The 22867-nt window shown below is 46.1% G+C and carries 18 protein-coding genes; 12 read left to right on the forward strand and 6 right to left on the reverse strand.

What is annotated here, in order from left to right; translation table 11 throughout:
- Positions 1-274 precede the first annotated feature (274 nt).
- The 7 genes from J0L70_RS27225 (at position 275) to J0L70_RS27255 (ending at position 11429) form a co-directional block, all read left to right on the forward strand.
- Positions 275-778 carry a hypothetical protein gene (locus J0L70_RS27225; RefSeq protein ID WP_287456575.1) on the forward strand — a complete coding sequence of 168 codons (504 nt, stop codon included), beginning with the start codon at positions 275-277 and terminating at the stop codon, positions 776-778.
- 35 nt (positions 779-813) lie between these two features.
- Positions 814-6972, forward strand: coding sequence for a strawberry notch C-terminal domain-containing protein (locus J0L70_RS27230; protein ID WP_287456576.1), 6159 nt, complete (start codon positions 814-816; stop codon positions 6970-6972).
- 88 nt (positions 6973-7060) lie between these two features.
- Positions 7061-9385: a M23 family metallopeptidase gene (locus J0L70_RS27235; RefSeq protein WP_287456577.1), complete on the forward strand. Its 2325-nt coding sequence runs from the start codon at positions 7061-7063 to the stop codon at positions 9383-9385.
- Between the two features lie 15 nt (positions 9386-9400).
- Complete coding sequence (locus tag J0L70_RS27240) at positions 9401-9913, forward strand: hypothetical protein (protein WP_287456578.1); 513 nt, start codon at positions 9401-9403, stop codon at positions 9911-9913.
- 4 nt (positions 9914-9917) lie between these two features.
- Positions 9918-10472 carry a hypothetical protein gene (locus tag J0L70_RS27245; protein ID WP_287456579.1) on the forward strand — a complete coding sequence of 185 codons (555 nt, stop codon included), beginning with the start codon at positions 9918-9920 and terminating at the stop codon, positions 10470-10472.
- Between the two features lie 72 nt (positions 10473-10544).
- Complete coding sequence (locus J0L70_RS27250; protein WP_287456580.1) at positions 10545-10805, forward strand: hypothetical protein; 261 nt, start codon at positions 10545-10547, stop codon at positions 10803-10805.
- Between the two features lie 54 nt (positions 10806-10859).
- Positions 10860-11429 (forward strand): hypothetical protein, encoded by a 570-nt coding sequence (locus J0L70_RS27255; protein ID WP_287456581.1) that lies wholly within the window; start codon positions 10860-10862, stop codon positions 11427-11429.
- A 279-nt stretch (positions 11430-11708) separates the two neighbouring features.
- On the opposite strand, the gene J0L70_RS27260 is transcribed toward J0L70_RS27255, so the two are convergent.
- From J0L70_RS27260 to J0L70_RS27270, 3 genes are all read right to left on the reverse strand, one after another.
- Complete coding sequence (locus J0L70_RS27260; protein ID WP_287456582.1) at positions 11709-11891, reverse strand: hypothetical protein; 183 nt, start codon at positions 11889-11891, stop codon at positions 11709-11711.
- An 87-nt stretch (positions 11892-11978) separates the two neighbouring features.
- The gene (locus J0L70_RS27265; protein ID WP_287456583.1) at positions 11979-13049 is read right to left on the reverse strand and encodes a S1 family peptidase; all 1071 of its coding nucleotides are present in this window, start codon (positions 13047-13049) and stop codon (positions 11979-11981) included.
- Between the two features lie 121 nt (positions 13050-13170).
- The gene (locus J0L70_RS27270) at positions 13171-14505 is read right to left on the reverse strand and encodes a S1C family serine protease (protein ID WP_287456584.1); all 1335 of its coding nucleotides are present in this window, start codon (positions 14503-14505) and stop codon (positions 13171-13173) included.
- A 329-nt stretch (positions 14506-14834) separates the two neighbouring features.
- Between J0L70_RS27270 and J0L70_RS27275 the strand changes: the two genes are divergently transcribed.
- The 4 genes from J0L70_RS27275 (at position 14835) to J0L70_RS27290 (ending at position 19449) form a co-directional block, all read left to right on the forward strand.
- Entirely contained in the window at positions 14835-16064 is a 1230-nt protein-coding gene (locus J0L70_RS27275; protein WP_287456585.1) for an AAA family ATPase, read from the forward strand.
- Positions 16065-16343: 279 nt separating this feature from the next.
- Positions 16344-18875: a bifunctional serine/threonine-protein kinase/ABC transporter substrate-binding protein gene (locus J0L70_RS27280; RefSeq protein WP_287456586.1), complete on the forward strand. Its 2532-nt coding sequence runs from the start codon at positions 16344-16346 to the stop codon at positions 18873-18875.
- Between the two features lie 132 nt (positions 18876-19007).
- Complete coding sequence (locus J0L70_RS27285) at positions 19008-19145, forward strand: hypothetical protein (protein WP_287456587.1); 138 nt, start codon at positions 19008-19010, stop codon at positions 19143-19145.
- The gene (locus J0L70_RS27290) at positions 19108-19449 is read left to right on the forward strand and encodes a hypothetical protein (RefSeq protein WP_287456588.1); all 342 of its coding nucleotides are present in this window, start codon (positions 19108-19110) and stop codon (positions 19447-19449) included. Before J0L70_RS27285 ends, J0L70_RS27290 begins: the two co-directional genes overlap by 38 nt.
- Positions 19450-19811: 362 nt before the next feature.
- On the opposite strand, the gene J0L70_RS27295 is transcribed toward J0L70_RS27290, so the two are convergent.
- The 3 genes from J0L70_RS27295 to J0L70_RS27305 form a co-directional block, all read right to left on the reverse strand.
- Positions 19812-19970, reverse strand: coding sequence for a hypothetical protein (locus J0L70_RS27295; RefSeq protein WP_287456589.1), 159 nt, complete (start codon positions 19968-19970; stop codon positions 19812-19814).
- Positions 19971-20209: 239 nt separating this feature from the next.
- Entirely contained in the window at positions 20210-20707 is a 498-nt protein-coding gene (locus J0L70_RS27300; RefSeq protein WP_287456590.1) for a BamA/TamA family outer membrane protein, read from the reverse strand.
- A gap of 2 nt (positions 20708-20709) precedes the next feature.
- Positions 20710-21996, reverse strand: coding sequence for a ShlB/FhaC/HecB family hemolysin secretion/activation protein (locus J0L70_RS27305; RefSeq protein WP_287456591.1), 1287 nt, complete (start codon positions 21994-21996; stop codon positions 20710-20712).
- Positions 21997-22392: 396 nt separating this feature from the next.
- On the opposite strand from J0L70_RS27305, the gene J0L70_RS27310 reads away from it, so the two are divergent.
- On the forward strand, positions 22393-22851 hold the full coding sequence (locus tag J0L70_RS27310; protein WP_287456592.1) for a hypothetical protein: 459 nt from the start codon (positions 22393-22395) through the stop codon (positions 22849-22851).
- Positions 22852-22867 lie beyond the last annotated feature (16 nt).

The following is a 22867-nucleotide window of genomic DNA, read 5'->3' on the forward strand; positions in this document are numbered from 1 at the left end:
CGACCATGCTTAACGACATCCACACTCTGGCAATCGGGACATTGAACAGGTTCTAGGACCATCTCGACTCAGCCCTCTAACACATCGTTTTCATTCTGCCATATATCCACATATCTAGAACACTACCGGGGCAATCTATACCGCAAACAAGGCGCAGGATTTCCGATCGACGTAATTTTGATCGAAGGACGAGGACAATCACAGCGAGATCTACCTGCGGCGGAAGTGCCAATCATCTACAAATCATTCGATGCACTCAAGGAGCTACTGCCCAATGAACGCATTCAGCACCGAGAACTACAACCACTTCTCACAGATTTGGAAGCCACAAGAGGAGAGAGATCAAACCCTGTTTCTGGTCAGGCTCCCGATCGAGATACAGGAATTATCTTGGCGCGACTACCAACGCTTAATGATGCTCAGAATTCAGTGGATGATTCATCGCTGGTTGAAGGAGAGCGGCGAGAATCAAATTCAAACGCACCGCCGCCTCAGCCAAGCCCTCAGAGCACTATCCATGCAGGAACCGCCGACGCTGTACGAAGACGCTCAGGCGAGGGAACTGGAACCGCTGTGGTGGTGGATGCAGGAATGGGCAGAAACCTTCGTCCAACGCAACGAAGTCCTGGCGACCAAGTTTCAAATTCACAACGGGCTGACGTTTCCGACTCAGATCGCTCTAGCTTCTCCAGAGATCCAACAGGCGTGGATGCAGGAACACGACGAGATCACGTTGGAGAATTGGCTGTCGCAGTTGACCTACGGAATGAGCGAGTAGTTTCCTCTTCAGACACAACACAAGAGACTCAAATCATGGCAAATCTAAACTTTGAGAGTCCAGCTTCGACGGATGCTACATTGAATGTTGCTTATTTACCTCGGAGTCAAGGCAAATCTCCCGGTACGCTCATTCCTTCCAATATGGCGACTGCGGCTCAGACTGCCCTCGATAAGCTAGAACGGGCAGTCGGTGATGTCGATGAATATGTCCAGCATCGCCTGTGGTATGAATCTAAAGAAGAACTATGGAAGTATCTGTACGCTGAACAGATTGATGCGAATGCTTTGGCGTTTTGGCAGCGCGATCGCGACAAAGTATTTCTCAATGGCGATCAAACCGGAAACGGTAAAGGGCGATTTTGCGCGAGTCAGATTGTTGATGCGTTCAACCAAGGCTACATTCCCGTTTTTATTACCCAAAAATCAACCCTTTATGTCTCGATGTTGGCTGACCTGCAAGACATTAGTAAACCTGGAGTGAATATCTTCGCGACTGACAACAATCTCAGATTAGATTTGCCCAACGGCAGCAAACTCAGAACGGGAAACCCTGCCGAACAAGAAGCTGAAATGCAACGCATCATGCAGCAAGGCGTTGGTGCGTACAATGCGATTTTTACTACATACAGTCAACTCCAGACGATCGACCGTGGCAAAGAACCGTTCCGACGAAACTTTCTTCGAGAGATTGCACCCAACGCCATTTTTATCTTCGATGAGGCACATGAAGCAGGCGGGAGTACTGGAGAAAAAGGCTGGACAAGCAGTAGTGATGCGCCCAATCGAGCCGAGTTCGCACGGGAATTAATCGATTTGAGTGCTGGAGCGGTGTTTGCCAGTGCTACAGCAATTAAAGATCCAGCCGTAATGGATTTGTATGCTCGTCGCTCAGATGCAGCAGAAGCAGTCGCCAGTATCAAATCACTCCAACGAACATTGAAAGCAGGGGGTGTTCCGCTTCAGCAAATGATGGCAACGAAATTCGTCGCATCTGGTCAAATGTTGCGACGAGAACGATCGTTTGAAAATGTTGCCTTTCAAGCCAAGGTCGTTCCGGTCGATCGGGAGGTAGCCGATAACATTTCTGCAATCATGCGAGCAATCAGTCAGTTTGACCTTGCTAAAGAGAAAGCCATTGCCAAGTTGAGCAAAGAACTGAAGAAAGAAGCGAAAGCTGCTAGCGAGGATAGCTCGATTGGGCAGGCAGGGGCACGATCGACAAACTTCACTTCGCTGATGAATAATGCGATCGATCAAGGCTTACTTTGTCAAAAAGCAGAGGCAGCAGTGCAAGAAGCGATCGCAGCCATCGAACGCGGGCAAAAACCTGTGATTGCTGTTGCTAATACAATGGATGCTTTCATTGGTCAGTATGCGGAAGACAGCGGACTTGAGCCAGGGGATGCGATCAATATTTCGTTTGGTGATGTATTGAGCCGATATCTGGAGCGATCGCGTGATGTCACGATCAAAGACCATGAAGGCAACATGACGCGCCGACGCATGACCGATGAAGAGCTAACCGACGTAGCATTAGCAGCTTATGACACTGCGAGAGAAATCATTGATACGACTGACCTCTCGACGATTCCGCTTAGTTCGATCGACTATATCAAGTGGCGATTGGCGCAGGCGGGGCTTCGAGTCGATGAGATTACCGGACGGCACAATATCATCGACTACGCAGTAACAGGAGAGCAAGGTTATGCTCGTCGCTCTGCGAATGAAACGAAGCCACAAGCACGAGTGCAAATTGTTGACCAATTCAATGCAGATCAAATTGATGTCCTAATCCTGAATCGTGCTGGAGCGACAGGTATTAACCTTCATGCTTCAGAGAAGTTTGCTGACCAAAAGCAGCGACATCTAATCATGGCGCAGGCAGAACGCGACATCAATCAAGTGATGCAGATGTTAGGGCGGGTGAATCGGTTTGGGCAAGTGTCTGAGCCGGAAATTACTTTGCTGATGAGTGATATTCCAGCCGAGAAGCGCTTGGGAGCTTTGCTATCTCACAAAATGGCAACGCTCAATGCTAATACAATCGCAGATCGCGATTCTGCTTTGTCGATCGCAAATGTCGTAGACTTTCTCACCCCCTATGGCGAAGAAGTGATTCACGAGATTCTCGACGACAATCCAGAACTAGAAGCAAAGCTGGCTTATCCCAGAAATAACCTACAAGGCGATTCAGAGATTGAGGCCATCAGCCGCATCACTGGGCGAATTCCGCTGCTATCGGTGAAAGAGCAAGAAGAATTATATGCGTTGATTGAATCAGAGACGCTGGATTTAGTCGCTCAAAAGCAGGCAATGGGCGAAAGCGTGTTGGAGGCACAGCAGCTTGATCTCGATGCTAGAACAATTGGACGGATGGAAGTTATTCCTGATGAAGGTCAAGTACGGAATGAATTTACGGGTTCAGTTTATCTGGACGTAGTGGATGCCAAAATCCCGGTGAAGCCGTTCAATCAACTCGAAGTGATTAACCTGGTGCGGGAGCATTTGGGATTAAAAGCTGTCCAACGAGTTGCTGACCATAACTTTGATCAGGTAGAGCGATCGGCAAAGGATGACGCAAAACTGACGATCACTCAACTTCGGCAAGCAACAAGAGACTATCGAACTGAGCTTCTATCAAGCAAACTCGATAGCTACAGTCGCAACAAATTAACCGAACGGCTCAATACACAGTTCAACCATATTCGCGACATTTTACGGCAGTTTCCATCTGGTCAAACTGTTCGAGTAGTATCGCCCGAAGGCAACGTGACATATGGAGTTGTTGCACGAATTTGGCAGAAGGGGCACAATGGCAGTCCCACCGCGCCATCAAACTGGAAAGCGCAAGTCCTAACAGACAATCAAGCTCGAATTCTCACCATCCCTTTGACCCGTTTCAATCGAGGAAAAACAGAGTCCCTGATCACAATTTCTGCTCAAGATAAAAACTGGGACGGTCATGACATCTACGAAGCCTTCGATCTCCGACAAACGGCAGACCGCACTGAGCGGCAAATTTTTCAAGGTAACTTGCTGAAAGCCTATGAGAAATATCCGACTGGAAAATTTCTGAACTACACCGATTATCAGGGCAATGTGCGGCAAGGGCTAGTTATGCCTACCAGCTTTGATATTCAGGAATCACTTCGAGAGCAGCCCGTCTCTTTTTCCGAACCACACCAGGTCAAGGCGTTCATGACTGAATTGACTACCTACCAAGGGTCAGTCAAAACCTTGGATGAGGTACTGACCATCAAAAGTCAAGCATCTGCTCGATTTGGGAGTACTGCGGCAGGTTTCGTGCTGCAAACTCCTAAAAGCGCGATCGGTGATCGCTTCTCACTCGATCAATCGCTGATTGTGGCTGCGGGGAATGAATTCTACTCGATTAGCGATCGCATGGAACTGATCGTTCCTGCTGAAAACATCGATCGCGTCCTGACTATTCTAATGAAAGAGCAGGAACAGACTCTAGCAGCATTTGATTTCAAGGATAAAGCGCGTGAGTTTTTGGGTGTGAGGCTACCAGAACTTGAAGTAGTCAGTGATGAATTTGTGGCAGAGAAATCAGTACCACAAGCAACGCTGAGGGGGGAAGCTTCAGAAATATTTGAGGAGGTGGGAACACCTCGACAGCAGGCTACTAACAACAATACGAACCAGCTAACCAGCAGCGCAGAAAGGAATGTGACGACATTCCTACGTGAAGCAGGTCTATGGACAGCCGTAGTAACTGCTGAAGATTATCACCTGAGAATTGAACACGAACCATACATTCCTCTTGTGATTGAACGGCATGGCAATCAGCTTTACCTAACGCATTACCTTGAACAAAACGGAGATACCTTCATTGATACAGAGGTGGTACTTCGCTTCCACGAGAACCACATTCTTCAGCTTGAAGAAACAGCCGTTCAAGATCCATTGCGTGGTGGAGAGCATCGAGGGAGAGATCGCAGCTTTGCCAAACTATTCTCCCAAAACATCCTCGATCAAGGATTTGCTCAAGCAGCCAGAACCCTTCAGCCCAATATGACTTCACAAATACCTGAAGAAGAATTGGAGCAATCAGAACTCTTTGCTCTCAATCAGTACGAATCTACAACTTCTAGAACTGACACTCTGCAATCCGACCCAACTTGGACAACATGGGATCAATCGCGCCAACAGCAAGACCACCAAGACCCCCAGCAAATTCAATCTATCGATATTCCTGTTGAAATGACAGTTAATTCATCCTGGAAAACCTTGGCTAATAGCATTCGAGATCTTGCATTGCTCGATTTAGCCGTTCAGTTTGGACTCGAACAAGACCGCTCCGATAAAGCAAAATGGCGATCGCAAAGTTTCTGTATTAGCATCAACGACAACAAGTTTTTTGACCATTATGTGGGCAAAGGTGGAATTGGCGCGATCGACTTTACGATGCACATTCAGAACTGCTCATTCCAAGAAGCGGTCGAGAAGCTAGCAAATGAACGTCCTTCGACTAACGTTCAAGCTCCCACCCAAGAGAAACGACCGAAATGCAACATTCGAGATGAAACCAAGTGGGAGGCAGTCCGAGATTATCTAGTGAATGAGCGCAGACTGCCTGCGGATCAAGTCGATAGACTACACGCTGAAGGATTACTCGCGGCTGATTCTCGCCAAAACGTGATGGTTTTTCGCCATCAACTCGCTGAGAACTTTGAACGCGGTGAAGCGATCGGAGCCAACCTACGAGGAACCATTCCAAATGCTGCAACTGGGGAAATCTTCAAAGGTTTGACACCTGGAACAGCCCGTGAGAACGGCTATTTCTGGTTCCAGCAAGGTGAAGGGAAAATTAATCGAGTCGTAATCACAGAATCTGCGATCGATGCCATCTCCTACTCTGCTCTGAATGAATTTGCGAACGCTACCGTTTTTCTGTCAACGGATGGTCAGGGTGCGATTCCAGTTGAGGCACTTCGCCAAGTCATCGATCGAGAAGGGGAAATCATTCTGGCACACGATCGTGATCGTCAAGGTGAGCATCTAGCGTGGCAGATTGCCCAGCAGTTTTCTGATGTAGTGCTAGAGCGAGAAACGCCAACAGCCGGAAAAGACTGGAATGATCAGCTTCTTGGTAAGGAGCAGGAAGATTGTCGATCGAAGATTGCAACAGAGCTTTGGACGTGTTATCGATTAGCAACGATCGAGAAACGACAAGAAATTATCCAGCTTGGGCTTGAAGTCAATGAAGCAAACAATCCTCGCACTCTAACAAGCGAAGAATTGCAGGCAATTCAAGATTCGATTACCTCAAAATGGGGGCAGGAAATTGCCCTGATTGCTCAACGTGCCTATGCTTATGCGGAAACGATGGGCGTTGTGAAACCTGATGAAAGTGGGGAAGCTTGGACTGCGATCGGAAACGGCTACGATCTCAGCTATAGACCAGTTAACGGTCACTTTCTGGTCGTGAGCAAAGAAAGTGAACCGATGGAAATTCTCAGTATCAACGGCATTATCCAGCCTGAAGCGACGCGAGGGATTCGAGAAACGAATTTAATCGATTTCCGCGAAACTGACAAATATCTGAATGAGGTGAAATTTCAGACCAATCAAACTCCAACTCAAACACAAGAAATTGCTCAGAGCAAACGAGAGCAATCCCAGGAGCCTCAACCTTTGAGTCCGTCTCAGCAACAATCCTCTCTGAAAGACCTACGGAATTGGTATCGCCGAGCGCGAGACATCGGGCGTTCCGATCAACATTTGAAGCAAATTGAGTTGGTGGGGAAAGCCTTTGTGGAAGGACAGTCACTTTCTGAGCGGGATTTGCAGATGATGGCAAAGGATATGGCGACTTGGGAAAAGCAGGCGCACTCGATCGCAGAACAAGCACGATTTATTCTGTCAGAGCTTGGGCAACCGCTAGCAGCAGGAACGGTATTTCCAGGCAAAACTTATTTGTTGTACGCGCAGGAATCATCGCTTTACGCTCTCGCTCCGGAACGCGGGAAGAAGCCTCAAGCAACCGACCAGCAAATCCTCCCAGAATCGGTGTTGAGATCAGGGCACGGCATCATTCTCAAACTGGAACACGGTGAAATTTCCTCAATGACGCAGTTAACTTCTGCGGATGCTCATCGGTTTGGGAAATTCGTTGAACAGATTCAACAAAGGACAAAGCAGACCGAAATGATTGGGCGCGATCTCTGAGGCAGCTTGTCAGAATTTATCAATTGTCTGCCTTATTTGTGTCAGATCGAGTCCCTAACCTTACAGCATTCAGCTTCTCAAACAAGCAATGCGTTGGTTTAGATTTCTCACACCGATAGTTCTGACTGTTGTTCTAGTCGTCATTGGAGCCGTTATCTTTCCGCAGCGATCCGATGCGGCGGAGAGTTACTTTCCAACAACACTCTACAACAGTGCGCCCGTGCCTGATTTGAGCCAAACTACTTTCTCTTCTTTGCCTGCAATTGAGCAGGCTGGAGCAGTTCAGGTTCCAAGTCAGACGATCGAGCAATTAGGTTACGACCCGTCTCGAAGTTGGCAAGCAGGAGCTTCGATTGGAGATGTTCTCATGTTAGGCGATACACAAGATACTTTTGGACTTCAAACCTTCAGTCTAGATAATGTAGCTCAGTTGGGTCGATTGAACCTGGGCAATCTCAGTCTCAGCAACTTTCCACTGATTAGACAGCAAACGATCGCAACGCTCGTGGATGCCGTGCCAATGCTGGAGAATTTTCAGCTTGGACAAGTCAAACCGCTGTCCGATCTGGTCAATCAAAGCCTTGCCCATCTTGCGCTCAAAGATCTGAATCTGAATGATTGGGGGGCTACTTCACTTTCTGCGATCGCATCTCATGACGTACTGGGGCAACTGCCGCTGAGTGAACTATCGCTCAATCGCTACAGTTTCAGCCAAATTCCAGGATTGGATCAAGTTCCACTTTCCAACTTCAAAGCGTGGCAAACAGCATTGATCAATGGCATACCAGGCTTATCGCAAGTTGCCTTCTCCCAGTTTCCGATTAATCCTTTTCAGATGCTTGGAGCCGTTGCAATTCATGATGTGACATATGGTGGGGAGCGATCGCACAAGGAATCCACCCAAAATCCAACAAAGTTTTCGATCACCGGAAGCGACAAAGTTGGGTTTCACTACAGCTGCGCTCAGGCAGGAGGCTGTGATTATATCGAACTTAATTCACCAGGCTATTCTGGCTCAGGAGCATTGAGCGATCCGGGACAGCTTCATGGAGCGAGATGGATTCGAGGTGGAAAAGAAGCAGGTGAGCAAATGGTTCCTGGAGGTCGTGGCGTTTTAGGACGACTCAACAGTGGAATGGAACCGACAGGTAGGCTTGCTTTCGGCAAAGCGTTCAAAGTCGTTCTGACAGATACCGATGAAGCGACAGGAACAGGTAGATTTGGGCTATATTTTCGGGTTTGCATCAAAAAAGCATTTGTCAATCTCGGCTGTACGCCCTATTTCATTGGTCCGGTTCCGTGGCTTTCGACCCAGGAAAAAGGCTTCGTGTTTGTTGGTCTAGCAGACGGCAACGGAGGTATGGATGAGCTACCGCCTGGAACTGAACTTCCCCCAGAAGTGCAGCAACAAATCGATCAAATCAAAGGGGAGAATTCACCCGAAGCAAATTTAGATGGGTCTGGGTTATGTGGTTCTGGCCCCGGTGGAGTCGATTTCAAAGCTTTAGCAGACGCAACCAGTGGCATTGAGGGAAATTACAGTAGTGTCGGACAATGGGGCTGTGATGGAGACGGAAACTGTGGGCGCGGACTAGGACGCTATCAGTTCATGACTTACCGCGAGGATGTCAAACAGGCAGTTTTGCGGCAACCTGGAGGTAGTGCTTTCTACGGGCGACTCGCGGCTGGGCACGAACCCAGTTCGGCTGAATTGCTGCAATACTTTCCAACTTCGGTGCAGGACTCATTATTTGTCAATGCCGAGACTCAAAACATCAAGTACCTTCAGAGCCGAGGAAAATCTGGGAATGAGCTTATTGCTTGCTTAGGAGAGATGTGGTACTCCGGTGAATGCAGTCATTCCGGTGGCAGGGATTACACCGGAGGACCAACGATCAGTGAGTACGGGCAGATTCTAGTTAGCAATTACCAGAAAGCTCTGAAGCGATCCGGCGGAAAATCCTGCTCTATCAACGCGAAAGGCGGCGGAAAATCTACTGGGAAGTTGAGCAGCCCGGTTTCTAATGCGCCTGTAACCAGCGAGTTTGGTGCGAGATCGCGACCCTGTGCAGCTTGCAGTACCTATCACTTGGGACTCGATTTCGGCGTACCCGATGGAACACCTGTGAAGGCAGCAGATGGTGGCAAGATTATCTACTCCGGTTGGATGCAAGGGTACGGCAATACGGTTGTCGTTGATCACGGCAATGGGCTGATGACGCTGTACGCACACAATTCTCAACTCCGGGTCAAAGTCGGAGACACGGTATCTCAAGGACAAATTATCACCGAGAGCGGCCATTCAGGCGTGGGAACAGGTTCTCACCTTCATTTTACGGTGATCGAAGGCGCAACTCCCGGTGATGTTTACAGTGGTCATGAAGTAGACCCCAGAAAGTATCTCAGATTGTAATTTCAGGAGAAAACTATGCCTCAACGCATTCGTCCGATTCGCTTTGGAATCAGCAGCATCGTGTTACTGATGACGCTGTTGGGATCAGTTCAACTGGTTCAGGGTCAGACCTCTAAAATTCCTGATGTTATCAAAAGTTGTTTACCAACCCAAACCCGCCCCGCGATCGTGCGCTCAGAACTGATCACCCAAACGCGATCGCAAAGCAAAACCTACTATTTACTGAGTGCATTCCCAGCTTCTGGCAATGGCATTGATTTGGTCATCTCGGTAAACGGAAATCGCTGCACCCAAGAATTTTTTAATGCTCCTGGAGATACTGTATCGCTGACGAGTGTGGTAGGTCAGGAGGTGGCACGAAAACTAGCATTAGGACGTTACCAGCACGAAATTAAACGGTTTGGCAGACCAAAGTTACAGCAGCAAGTGAACCAAGCAGCATCCAACGGTGTGTTCTATCCAGAAGAGGTCTGGGCACTGAAACAGCTTGGAATTTCGATTCCGACAACAGTTCACGTAACGGAGTAGAAGAATGTCGATCAAACGATTGGTTTATGGCGCGATCGTAGTCACACTATCCGGTGTTCTCATCTGGCAAATTGCCCCCAGCTTCTCTAATGAGTCAAGTTGGCAACCTGCTTCTCAAATCGCACCGCCAGGACTCTTGCAACGACTACAGCAAGACTACGCGCCTCATATTCCTTCCAACGCGACTGTGGATGTTAGGCAAATGCAAATGCTTAAACTGCAACAATCAGGATCGCTACCGCTGTATTTAGTCAACACAAGGATTCATACAAGTGGAAATCAGAAGAAAACGCCAACCTGTGGCTTTGGCGGCTGTCTATTTCTGGGTTACATCCCGGATAACAGTAGTTTTAAGCAAGTGTTCAACGGATTGATTAATGATTTTCAGGTGCAAGGAAAACCACCTGTGATCAAGCCAATTGCACGAACGATGAACAGGGTTCCTTGCTTTCAATTAACCACGTATAACCCAAGAACAGGAAAGAGCAATCCAACGCAAACCCTGTGCTTCAACGGGGGAGATTTTACGCCTGTTGGAGGGAAGGTGAAATACCCCTGATGACAAGCTAGAAAACTACAGCATTACTTCATCATTCGACTTCTTTAGTTTCTATCATGCGAGAGTCTCAGAATGGTTCAATTCGTTGACAAATACCAAGCAACTAAAACACTTAGCTTGAGTGGCGAAACCCTCAAGAAGTACCGACTTCAAGGGGAATGGATCGAAGGAATCCATTGGGTGCGGATCAATAGCCGATGTGTCCGGTACAATCTAGAACTAATCCAAGATTGGTTCCATAATCGTCATGATCCTGCCGCTCATTGGCGAGCGATCGAAGTCTACCAATCCACCCTGTTAAGTAATCAGAAGAAATCGAAAAAAGCCAAGTAAAGCAGGCATCATTTCGATTTTCCAGAACATTTACTCTTTCACAAAATACGGAATATGCAACAAAAGCCTTTTGCTGAAACCTTGCAAGAACTCCCTGAATCGACTCGTTTAGAGCATGGGCAATACACTATGCTGCTTCAGCAGGAAATGTCAGCAGTAACCGAGGGAAGCATTTACTTTAGCTTGCCAGATCAAGATGGTTATCTTTTTGAGTATGATGGCGATCTTGATGAGGCATTGAATGACTTGCCTGAGATTCATGGCGCGATCGCTTCCAGAGATGAAGTACAGCAATCTCCAACCTTAACTCCTGAGGCTACGATCGTAATCGAGCAACTTTGGAATCACTTCGAGCAAACTGGAACCCAAGAACTTGAAGGCGGACGGGATTACAATTTTCGGATTGAGAGCGACTGGCTTCTGGTTGTGCCAAAAGAGCCTTCTGAGGAAGTCGTGGCGATCAGTCGAGATGGGGAAGTACAGTCAACTTTTGAGCCAGAGCGCTATGAGCATCTGATGGCACGATGCGCGATCGCCTACGAAAACAGTATAGATCCCGCTTATGAGCAAACACAGGTACAACAATTCCAACAAAATAAAGAGCAGAACTGGGAATTGGGATAATGGAATAGTCGCCTTTCAACTTACCGTTTCGTGAGAGTTATTTTTGATTAGAGGGTTGTTTGCTGAACTGGAACTTGGAGCCGATAAACCAGTTCATTTGAGATCGGTTGAATTTCGAATTCAGTAAAAGTAGTTCCTGTTTCGACTTGCTCTTTGAGCAATCGCTCATCAATGAAGGTTTGGACAAGCACATAGCTTTGTCGATCATCAACGTCAGAGTTGTTTAGATATTTTGGGATTGCTGGATGCTCAATGGGCTGAAGAATATGGGTTTTGCGCTCAAATGTCTATCCTCCAATGGGCAAACCAATCGGGAGATAGACATTTGAGAATGATTTGAATTTGGGTTCCTTGGTCTTGTGCAAGGTAGGTTTTTCGTCCTGTTTTGCTGCTGAGACGAGCTTTGATTTGATAGCGATGGTTGAGAATTACATCGATCGGGAAAGTTTGATTCTGCACCATGAGACAATACAGCTAAAGCATTATCATCCAACGGGCCGCTCGTCTTCTTGATTGCTGCAACCATTGACAGCAATCAAGTCGCTACTTTTAGGATTTGCCAATAATTCGCCGTCGGCAATTTGCGATAAAGGCTTGGACATGAGCATCATAGGGAAACAGGGCTTGAACCTCTAGAAATTTGGAGAACGCCTGTCCAATGTTGCCCTGATTGTAAAGCTCGATCGCTTCTCGATAAATTGTGCTGGTAACACTCTCTTCATTTTTCACGCCTGCTTCCTTCAAGAATGCCAGCACATCGCTTGCAGGAATGGCAAAGCTATATCTTGGATCTCGACTCACAAAGGTTGATACTCCGGCAGCTTCAAGTTGCTGATTGATGACCGGGCTACCAGAGTGTCCGCCAGAGATTGTAACGGTCATCTGAATCACCTCTGAGCCGTCGGGCATCGTTTGTTTCCCCGAAATGGTTCCCTCACCTACAGTCGCAATCGGCTTTGGAAACAGAACATCGACTACACCTGGAAAGCCAACCGAAATGATGCGAGATAAGCTCAGAGGTTCAGAAGTTGCTAGCTTCAAAGCAGGTGCATTGCTTACACCCTCAACTCGAATTAGAGACAGATCAATCTCTTTGTCGCCTAATTTGCCAGATTTAATTACGGTATATGGGCGACTTTCGCCAGTTGAGAAGCGAATTTCCTGAATGAGGTTAGACTTTCCGATCTTTAGCTCAGATTCAATCTCATAATTGACCTCTTCTTCACGGAGTTCACCCTGTTCGAGGCGGTCATAGATAAAAGTGCGGATCACATCTGATTCATTGAGATTATCAATGGTAGTCACATGATGATTCGTGATTAAATCCGTTCGATTAACAAAGAAAGCAGACCCAGATCCCAGCACTCTCACTTTGTAGGTTCGCCCAGTTTTTGACCAGTACACTTCAACTTCATGACCGTTCACCACTTGAACAACGTGTGCTTGAAGATATTCAGCTAGATTTTTACCCTCAAACACCGATCTAGATTGAGTGACTGCTAAAGCTTGGTGATTGGTTTCGCGGGATAAGCTTGCCGAGGTTGCAACACCAGCTGTACTGCCATAAGAAGCGAGGAACACTACGATTGCGGTCAACTGTTTCCAATTTAGATTAAACATGACATCGCTCTCCTGCTTTGAGCAAAGTTAATAGGAATAGAACAATCAGAATTCAACACTGTAGGGCTAAGATAGGTGAGATTGCTGAAACATCCAGCAATCTCACAATGATTAGAAGAGGCTACTTGTTAGGTGCAGCTTGAGACTTTGCAATCAATTGCTGAATGTAGGGAAAGTCAGGGTTTAAGTTGCGAACTTCTTCAAATTCTTTCAGAGCCTGACCAAACTGCTTTCTCTGTAAAAAATCAATTCCGCGATGGTAGCGCCGCATCAGTTTACTCTCCTGAGGAGTGATACCTGCTGCCTGTAAGAGTTGCTTCAAGGTTTTGATGGGAACAAAAAAACCTGCACCCTCTACTTGTTGCTCTTTGTCGTTCAGTGCAACAAAACTTGCAAGACCAATGGCTTCTCCTCTACTGTCCAGTAAAGGACCACCACTATTTCCGGGACTAATTGCAATGTTCGCTTGTAGAACTTCTCCGCCTTCAGCAGGTCGCTTAACAGCACTAATGATTCCTGCGGTTAAACTAGGTTCTGGCAGATCTCGCCGATCTTGGTTAATGAACATTTTTGTAATGTCTCCTGGATAACCCAGTGAGTAAACACTGCCTCCAGTCGAAGGTTCAATATCATCTGATAAGGTCACAATTGGGAAGTTTTGCCCAGACATTTTGAGCAAGGCAACATCTTGACCCGGTACTGACTGCCCAGTTTTCTTAATCTCACTGGACATCACTTTAGGTGTGTTTGTTTGCCCAGGATTCGTAGACGGTAACACAACGTTTGTATCAGTCGAGACTCGACCAATTCGCAAATGCTCCGCATAGTACTTCTCGAACCCGCTTTCACAGATTGCTAGTAATTCTCGTGGGTTAGTGGTTTGAGAGAGGGCTTCTCGAACTCGATCATCACTAGCAAGCTCTCGGATTCCTTTTTTGCAGTATTCTCGTGTCGTGTTTACTAATGCTGTTTGAGCGATTTTACGCTTCATCGATTCGTTCTCATGAGACACGACATGGGCGGCAGTTGCAACCGTTCCATCGTCCGTAATAATAAATCCTGTACCGAATGATGGAACTTTAACTTGTTCCTCCCGTGTGCTACCGGGGCGCATGTATTGAACGGGATTACCCAGAACTTCTTTGATGAAGAGCGTTACTGCTTCAGCTTTAGAACTGATTTTCCCATTCGATAAGCGTTGAGCAACCTCCGCTTGTAATTGTTGAAATTTCTCACTGTCAAGGACAGGTTCTGGATAACTAATATCAGCTTGATGCTGAGCGTGTACCAAAACGATTCCAGGTTTGTTGTAGCTCGCAATTTTATCGGGCTTGAGGGATGGATCTGAGGGTTGCTGGCAGGCAACAACAGAAAATGATGTGAGGAATGACAGAAGTAAAATGAACCAATTTTTCCACCACCTATAGATTGGTGAAAACTTGAGTTGCACAGACATGATGCTCTCTCCAAGATTGAGGGGCTTAATAGAATGAATGTCGTCAAATCTGAAGTCAGCAATGGCAGATTGAACCTATGAATTAACAGAAAGCTAATAAACAGTCTTTTCAGTGCATCGGCTTTGAAAAGGTAGCGGTTCAGAGCGCGAACCTTGTGTGGTAGTTGCTGTATGGGTATAACCTAGCAGGAGGGATAGAAGCAGATCTAGAGTCCGTTTTCTCGCCTTTTCGGTCAGTTTTCGGTCAGTTTGCCATTATTTTGAGCAGACGTTGATTGATCGCCGAGCTATCTGATAGAGTCAATCTGTCCCTCAAACGGCTGTGATTTATGGGATTGAAGGCATCCACTCAAGGCAAGGAAGCGATCGCAAAAGCGATTAAAGCTCAAGAATTCAGACTAAACGGAAAGAATTGCCCCCTCCAAGCAGTTAAGGAATCCTTTGGTGAAGAGCTATCCGAGACAACTTGGGAAAGGTTTATCTATGCAAAGGCTCCGATCCGTGAGAAGAACTTCAATGCTTTGTGCAAGATTTTGCAGCTAGACCCAAAAAATATTGCGATGCGCCCAGAGGCACATTGTTTTGATTCTGCACCAATGCAGTTTAGATTTTACGGTCGTGAGCCTGAACTGCAAGCTTTAGAACATTGGATAAAACGCGATCGCTGCCGTTTGATATTGATCTGTGGACTTGATGGCATCGGTAAAACATGGTTGGCGGCAAAGCTTACTGATAAAGTTCACGATCGATTTGATCGCTCATTTTCCCAAGATTTCTCATATGCTCAGCCTATTCGAGAAATCATTGCGAATCTGCTGAGGCGGGTTGATTCTGATTTTGCAAGTGGGATCGATTTACATGAAAGTCTGCTCAATTTAAGAATGCGGCTGATTAAAGCACTAACGGATCAGCGAATCTTGATTACCTTAAATGAATCTTGGGATGACAGGGATCGCTTGCAGGACAGTTACCATCAGATGCAAGGCTGGTTGCTTGAATTGAGTGAGAAAGCACATCAAAGCTGTGTTGTCATGACGACTCGAATTGAGTTAGATATGCCCATAATTGAAAAAAAGGTACAGTCTTTGAAATTAGGCGGATTGTGTGAATCAGCGATCGTTCAACTTCTGAATGACAAGGGAATCACCTGCAATCTTGATAGTGCTCGCAGACTTGGAGAACGTTATGGCGGCAATCCTTCAGCGCTTAATCTTGCTGTGTCACTGATTATTAAGCACTATGGTGGAGACTGCGAAGGGTTTCTGAGCAGAACGATTATGATCCCTCCTAGTCTTGAAGAGATCTATCGACAGCACTGGGATCATCTCAGTGAAACCCATAAGGCACTTTTGAAGCAGTTGGCAGCCTGTCAAGAAGCACTTCTGAAAGAGGAGTTAGACGTAAAACTTTCAGCGGAAGTGCCAGCGTCTGAAATTGATCTAGCTGTGTTCGATTTGGAACGTCGATCTCTTCTGGAGCTAGTGCAAGAGGGATCAAGATCAGCGTATACTTTGCAACCCGTACTTCAACGACTAATTCAACGAAAGAAGCTAGTGTGAGCTAGATATCCACATATCTACTTATTGGCACTGTATTGTTAAACTTGATCATTGCTCCGTATGCTATTCAGCATTTAATTGCTCATACTGTGTAGCTCGTGAAATTCCAATTTATGTGGCAAATTAATGAATGTGACCGCTTAAAAATGACTTAATCGCTGTGAAGATATGAGCCTCTGCATCAACCCGCTCTGTAACTTGCAAAATCAAGAAGATGACGAGTACTGCCAGCACTGTAGCACATCGCTGATTATTGATGGACGGTATCGATTAGTTAGTATGATTCAGAATAATCTGAATACTGGCACAAAGGTATATGAGGCTGAGAGCTTTCACGAACCGGGGGCACAAATGATTCTGAAGGCACTTCAGCAGAATCATGCGGGTAGTGAAGAGACAAAAAGAGTACAAGAGTTTCTAACACGTGCGTTTGATCGAGAAATCAGATTGTTGATAGAACTCAATCATCCAGGGATTCCTAGACATATTGCAAACTTTACACTGCCGCTTTCTGGACGTGCGAATAGCTCTGCATACTTGAGATGTCTAGTTATGGAAAAGGTCGAGGGTATGAACCTTGACGCATGGTTAAAACAATCTGGCAAGCTTCGGGACAAGAAAATCGCTTTAAATTGGCTCAAGCAGCTTGCCGAGATGCTCGATCTAATTCATACACACAGTGAAGGCTATATTCATCGAGATATCAAGCCTGCTAATATCATCTGTAAACCAAATGGAACGCTTGCACTCGTCGATTTCGGGATCGCTAGAGAGATCCCCCCAATCGGCAATTTAGCAACTCGTTACTTCTCCCCTGGCTACACCTCTCCTGAGCAGTATGAAGGTCATGCTGAACCTCGTTCAGATTTTTACGCCTTAGGTCGAACGTTCATGCACATCCTTGCAGGCATCTCACCGACTGCGCTTGATGACGATCTCGCAGTTTCGTGGGATCAAAAAACTGCGTTTCCAGACTCCCCGCTCACTCGACTGATTCAGTCTCTGTGTGAGAAAGAGATCGCGCAGCGACCTGAGAACGCAAAGGAGATTATCAGCAGAGTTACTAGACTTCAACAACAAGCGCAAATCAGAAAAATTAAGCTCAAAAAAGCTGTTGCAAAACCAGATGTGACGATCGTTCTACCCCCACCTCCACCTCCAACCTGGAAAATTTGGCTGAGGAAGTTGAGATCACAGTTGAAGAAATGGTGGTGGGCAATCCTAATTCTTTTTTTCGCACTAGGGCTACTGATTGCATGGCTGTTCCCCATCTCGTGGGGGGATGGTGATGGCGTAGTCGCGGTTAATTTTGGAAAAGAATTAATTTATGCCGATAGACCTTTAGAGAACCCCTACGACAACTTGAGAAACGATGGACTTAACGCATATCAAGAGGCTGAAGGGGAAACCGATCCAAATGCAAAAATTAGGGCTTATGAGAGAGCTTATGAGAAATTTGATCAGATCCGAGAAATAGCGCTTCCTATTGCAGCATCAAAAGATGCTGAAGAAACAAACGTAGCGAACGCAGAGACTGAGGAAGAGAAAAAGAAAAAGGCTGCTGCTGGTAAAGCTGTGCGCGATATTCAGACCTTAATCTTCCGAAACAATGCCCTATCAATGAAGCGGTCTTTGGGCATGGGTAGACAGCCGTATAGAATTGTAGTTACTGTTCCTGTCAGCCTATCTGAAGGTGAGCAAGTCTTGTTTGGTATCGCTCTAGCACAAGAGAAGTTTTTGCAAGGTGGCGACCAGCGTACTCTAGTAATTGGCATTGTGAATGATTTGAATAATAAAGATGGCGAGGCGAAGAAGGTTGCAGAAAAAATAGCCAGACTGAGACCGGAGATCCTTGCTGTGGTTGGACACTACACTAGTTCTGGAACCTGCCAAGCACTTTCTACATATAGCAGGGAGGGAATCCCTCTCATCTCTTCCACCAGTTCTGCTATGGCAATTAAGAGAAAGCCCTTCCGAGATTCCTGCACAGATCTTCAAAGTTTCATTCGAGGCTTTATTCGTGGAACAGGGTCTACTTTTTTAAGAACGAATTCAACGACAAAGGAAGAAGCAGAAAGACTAGTAGAGTACTTAAAACTGAATAGTGTGAGTGAGCCAAAAGTTATAGCTTTCTACAGCAAAGATGAGGTCTACAGTGAAGATTTGCTTAACCAGTTTGAAAAGGCGCTAGAGAACAACAATGGAAGAATTATCCAGAAATTTGCATTGAGTGATCCTGATTTTTCAGATTACTCATCAATGCAAGAAACTTTGCAAAATGGACAATTTGATGCGATCGCACTCTTTGTAGATGGCAAGACTGGTATTGAGGAAAAATCAACGAATGCTGCTTACAAAGTTATTGAGGCGAATCAAGGCAGGAAAACGATCTTGGGATCAGCCCCACTTTATCATGCAAATACCATTAATAGGTCTAATCTGAAGCAGCAAGATTTAGAGAGGTTAGTACTGGCTGTAGATTGGAATAGGAACTGCAATGCTGAGCAGGCTTTTCTAGACAGAACAAAATGGGGTGGATTTAATCGTCGAATGGCGCAGTCTTATGAAGCAGTGCAAGCACTTGGTAACGTTTTTCAGGATGGTGTTTCAGATAGAGCAAACTTGATAAAGAAGTTGAAAGGCTCGACGATATCAAGTGAGGTCACTAGAGGCGCATTTATTCAATTTCATGAGAATGGAGATAGAAATGGTTTGAAGCGACCGAAATTGGTGCAAGTCAAATTTAGAGCACAAAACACAGAACCTATATTCTCTCCTATTGACAAGGAGGAGTGCGAAAATAGAAAGTAATTTTATGAATTCTACGAGTGTAGAAGGCAGAGGATAGCTGTAGAAAGGACTTCAAGGCAAGTGTCGAAGGAATTCATAGAACCGATCCAAGAATAACCTGATTTGACTCGTCTGGAGCTAGGGAAATATTCGATGCTTCTCCATAATAAGATGGCAGCAGCAACTGGGAGCAGCATTGACTTCAGCCTGCCAGAACAAGACAGCTCCCTTTACGAGTATGACGGAGATATCGATGAAGCATTGGATAGTCTGCCTGAGATTACGAAGTGACCCGATCAGAGATGGTTTAATCCAGACAGAACAACAAACATTGACTCCTGAAGCTGAGATCGTCGTCGAGCAACTTTGGAACTACTTCGATCAAACCGGAACCCAGGAACTTGAGGGTAAACAGGATTACAATTTTTGGATTGAGGACGAAAGGCTTCTGGTCTTACTAAAAGACTCTCCCGAAGAAGTCGTTGCGATCAGCCGAGACGAGCAGGTGCAGTCAACTTTTGAGCTAGAGCGGTATGGGCATCTGATGGAGCGATGTGCGATCGCTTATGACAACAGCATAGATTACCGCTTATGAGCAAATTCAGGTTCAATCATCTCAGCAGAAGAATACTCAGGATTGGGGGTTGGGGTAGAGATTGGAATTGAAGTAATCGTTCAAAACCGATTTGATAGTTTGGTCACGATCACAGTAAATCCGGCCACTTTTTCTAAAATATTACGTGCGACTTCATTCCACGGATGTTCATCATCGGTCACGTTCAAAAAAGAATGCAATCTTCCTGACTGAAGCTATTCGTAACAGTTATACTTTTAGCCCTCTTGCTTGAACCAGTTAAAGAAAGCTCGGAGTGTATTGAAATCAAGATTCAGAAAGGGACAGGCAGAGCAACTTTGCATCCTGAAGTTGGCTCAATCAGGCACTTCTTGGCATGAATTTTACTTCTTGTTTTCATCATCCTGCATGAATTTTCTTACTGCGTCTGCTAGTTCTTGCTCTCGTGTCTTCTTCGGCTTTTTAGTTGGTGGTTTAATCAGATCTGCTATTAGTAACCAAAGCACGATTATTACAACAATTGCACCTAGAATTAGTTCCATGTTGCACCTCCTGGAATAGGATTGTTTGTTCTACTGGTGGCTATGACTTTTCAGTTGCCTTTAACTTCACCCGTTGTGCGCCCATATTTCAAATGGTAAAAACTGAGGGAAATGAAGTCATTCCATGTTCTTGCATCTTTAACAGCGGTAAGCAGAATAGATTGATGCAGCTTTATGCAACGCCTAGTAGAAAATACTATGCTGACCTACAGAGTATCCAAAGCGAAAAAATCTCGCCCTTAAAAAGGCTGATAACGCAACGAGAAATAGAAACCATTATCTTGCAAGGAACTGCCTCGATTTTCAACCTGAATTAGGGGAATGCCATAATCTAGCCGTAGATTCAAGTTTGGAGTGATTAGCCAGCGGAGTCCCAAGCCTATACTTGCGATCGTCGCTTTCTCCGGATTAGCTGTTCTGTTATTCCAAGCGTGACCTGCCTCAACAAAAGGAACAATCTGAAGCCGATTAGAATCCCCCGACAATGAGACACGAAGTTCAGCCGAGGCTGAGATTCCGTTATCAGCTACTAGCTGATTCTGACCATAGCCTCTCACTGTTTCAATTCCACCTAAGCTAAATCGCTCTAAGGATAGCAAGGAATCGGGTGTTAGCTGTGCGTTCACCCGCGTCAAAAGCACCAATCGAGGTGATAGCTGCTGCAAGTATTGGAACTGTCCCAGCCAGCTAAAGAAACGTCCATCTGTGCCCGTATCGTTTACGGTTGCATCGAACAAATTTAATCCGAAGCTGAACTCGATCGCGCCGCCAGCACACTCGTCCTATTGCGAGAGAGCCACTCTTGAGAGAATCGCAGCACCGATACTTTAGATTCTCCATTTTCTGCACCCTCGGAGAAGGAAAAAGGTTCATCATCTAGAATGAACGTCTGGCTTCGTCGTAGGTCAAATGATAATCCGAATGCAAATTCTTGGTTTGGGGAACGAAACAGAGGTTGCCGAAACCCTGCTGAAAAGGTGCGGGCTTCACTGCGAATCCCCAGTTGATCAAATGGTTCTTCAATAATGTCGCTGTTGCTATTGCTATAGCGCAGTGTTATTGTCCCATCAAGAGCGTTAACAGGCAGTGTGTAGCCCAAATCGTACAAGTTTTGTCCGCGTGTAAGACCGTATTGAGCATTGATGCGATCGCCCAATCCTAGAAGATTTGTGTAGCTACCTGCCACACTCAATTGTTCTGATCCGACACTGGACGTTTGATAGTTATCAGCGATGATTGCTGCGGTAAAAGGAGGTGCTTCTCGCAAGTTGACCTGCAAAACATTGCGACCTGGGCTGCTCCCTGCCGTCAATTCCGCATTTACCTGTTGAATCAGTGGATCGATTTGAAGAAGTTGCAGCGCTCGGACTAGATCATTTCGGTTGAGTGGTCTACTTGCTGCTCGTTCTAGGCGCGATCTCACATAGCTCTGTTGCAGGCGAGTTAACCCTCCGATCTCAATTCGCTCTAACACTCCCTCAACCACTTGGATTTGAATGACACCATCGGTTAAATCTTGATTATTGGGAAGAAAAGCACCAGAGGTAATGTAGCCGCGATCGATGTAAAGCTGGGTAATCTGCGATCGCAGGTCAACCAATTCATCAAATGTAGCATCACGGTTTTCGGTTCTGAGGCGATTAATGAAAGCCTGAACAAGTTTATCTATCTCTACCTGTAGAACTGTACTGCCCAGAATTTCAATGCGATCGACTCGGAATCGGATATTAGTAGGCTCGGTTGGGGCTGGTGAAACAGGCGACGGAGTTGGGGGTTGAAGTGGGGATGGAAGTGACGGCGTAACAAGTGGTGTTTGAGGCGTTGGCGAAGGCTGTGGAATCGTTTGTTCTACAGTTCCAGGTGTATTAGGAGAAATTGTGATACCCGGTGGGGGAGCAGACTGAGCCAAGATAGAAGAGCTATTGCCCAGCCAGAACAGACTGGAGGTAATGAACGCAAAATACGACTTTGAAAGAGGTAGCCGTGTCAGGTAGGAATTCTGAAATTGAGATGAAACAACACTCATACCCACGGGAAGACATTCCTCATTTTGCTAAACCTCATTACACCAGACTGTCAGTATCTATGTCCTTACTTCTGAAGCACTGATCGACACATCAAAACCGCGACCTGAAACTGCGCTTCAAGCATTGCGGAATTTCTGGTAGGTAGAAATAAAAACGAATGTAGCATTAAGTTCCTGACATACCAACAGTAAGCATTATTGGGTCTTTGCGATAAAAATTACAAGAGTCCCTGTATCAAACGCGATCGTAGATGTTCTGCATTGATCAATATCTATAAGTTCAGAAAACTGCACCTTCATCATCAAGAATCAGAAGTTAGTATCGCGTAGATAGTCAATGATTTGTGTTTGGGATTTTTCCTACAGTGTGTATCAACTTCTTTAGGAGAAACGACAATGAAACGAATGATTGGAGCTTCACAGCTTGTCTGTGCGCTAACGGTTGGGTTACTGTCTACTACTTTCATCGCTTCGGAGAATCGAAGTGCAAGTGCCCAGACTGCTCAAGCTGCTCAGTGCTATGCCCAGTTTCAAGGACGGATGATGTATTTGCTCAACGGGTCATTTGAGTCCTGTGTTCGCGCCATCCGTGGAGCAGCAGGCGGCAACCAACTTGGAGTTGGGAACTGGGGAGGTTATGCAGTTAACACGGATGCCAACGGCAATACTTATGTCAATTCAGGCAATGGTCAATGGCAGTATGTTGGCGTTGTGCGGAATGTGAGCGGAACCGTCGGAAGTTTACAAGATCGATGTGTACGAGGTGATGTGCAAGCCTGTAATCAGTGGCGACGACAATCGCAGAATGCCATCCAGCAAATGCAGCGGCTCTATCCGCCAGGTTGGAACCGATAAGCGATCGCTCAACCAT

Origin of the sequence: Leptolyngbya sp. UWPOB_LEPTO1 (assembly GCF_017302695.1) — a bacterium.
GTDB lineage: Bacteria > Cyanobacteriota > Cyanobacteriia > Leptolyngbyales > Leptolyngbyaceae > Leptolyngbya > Leptolyngbya boryana.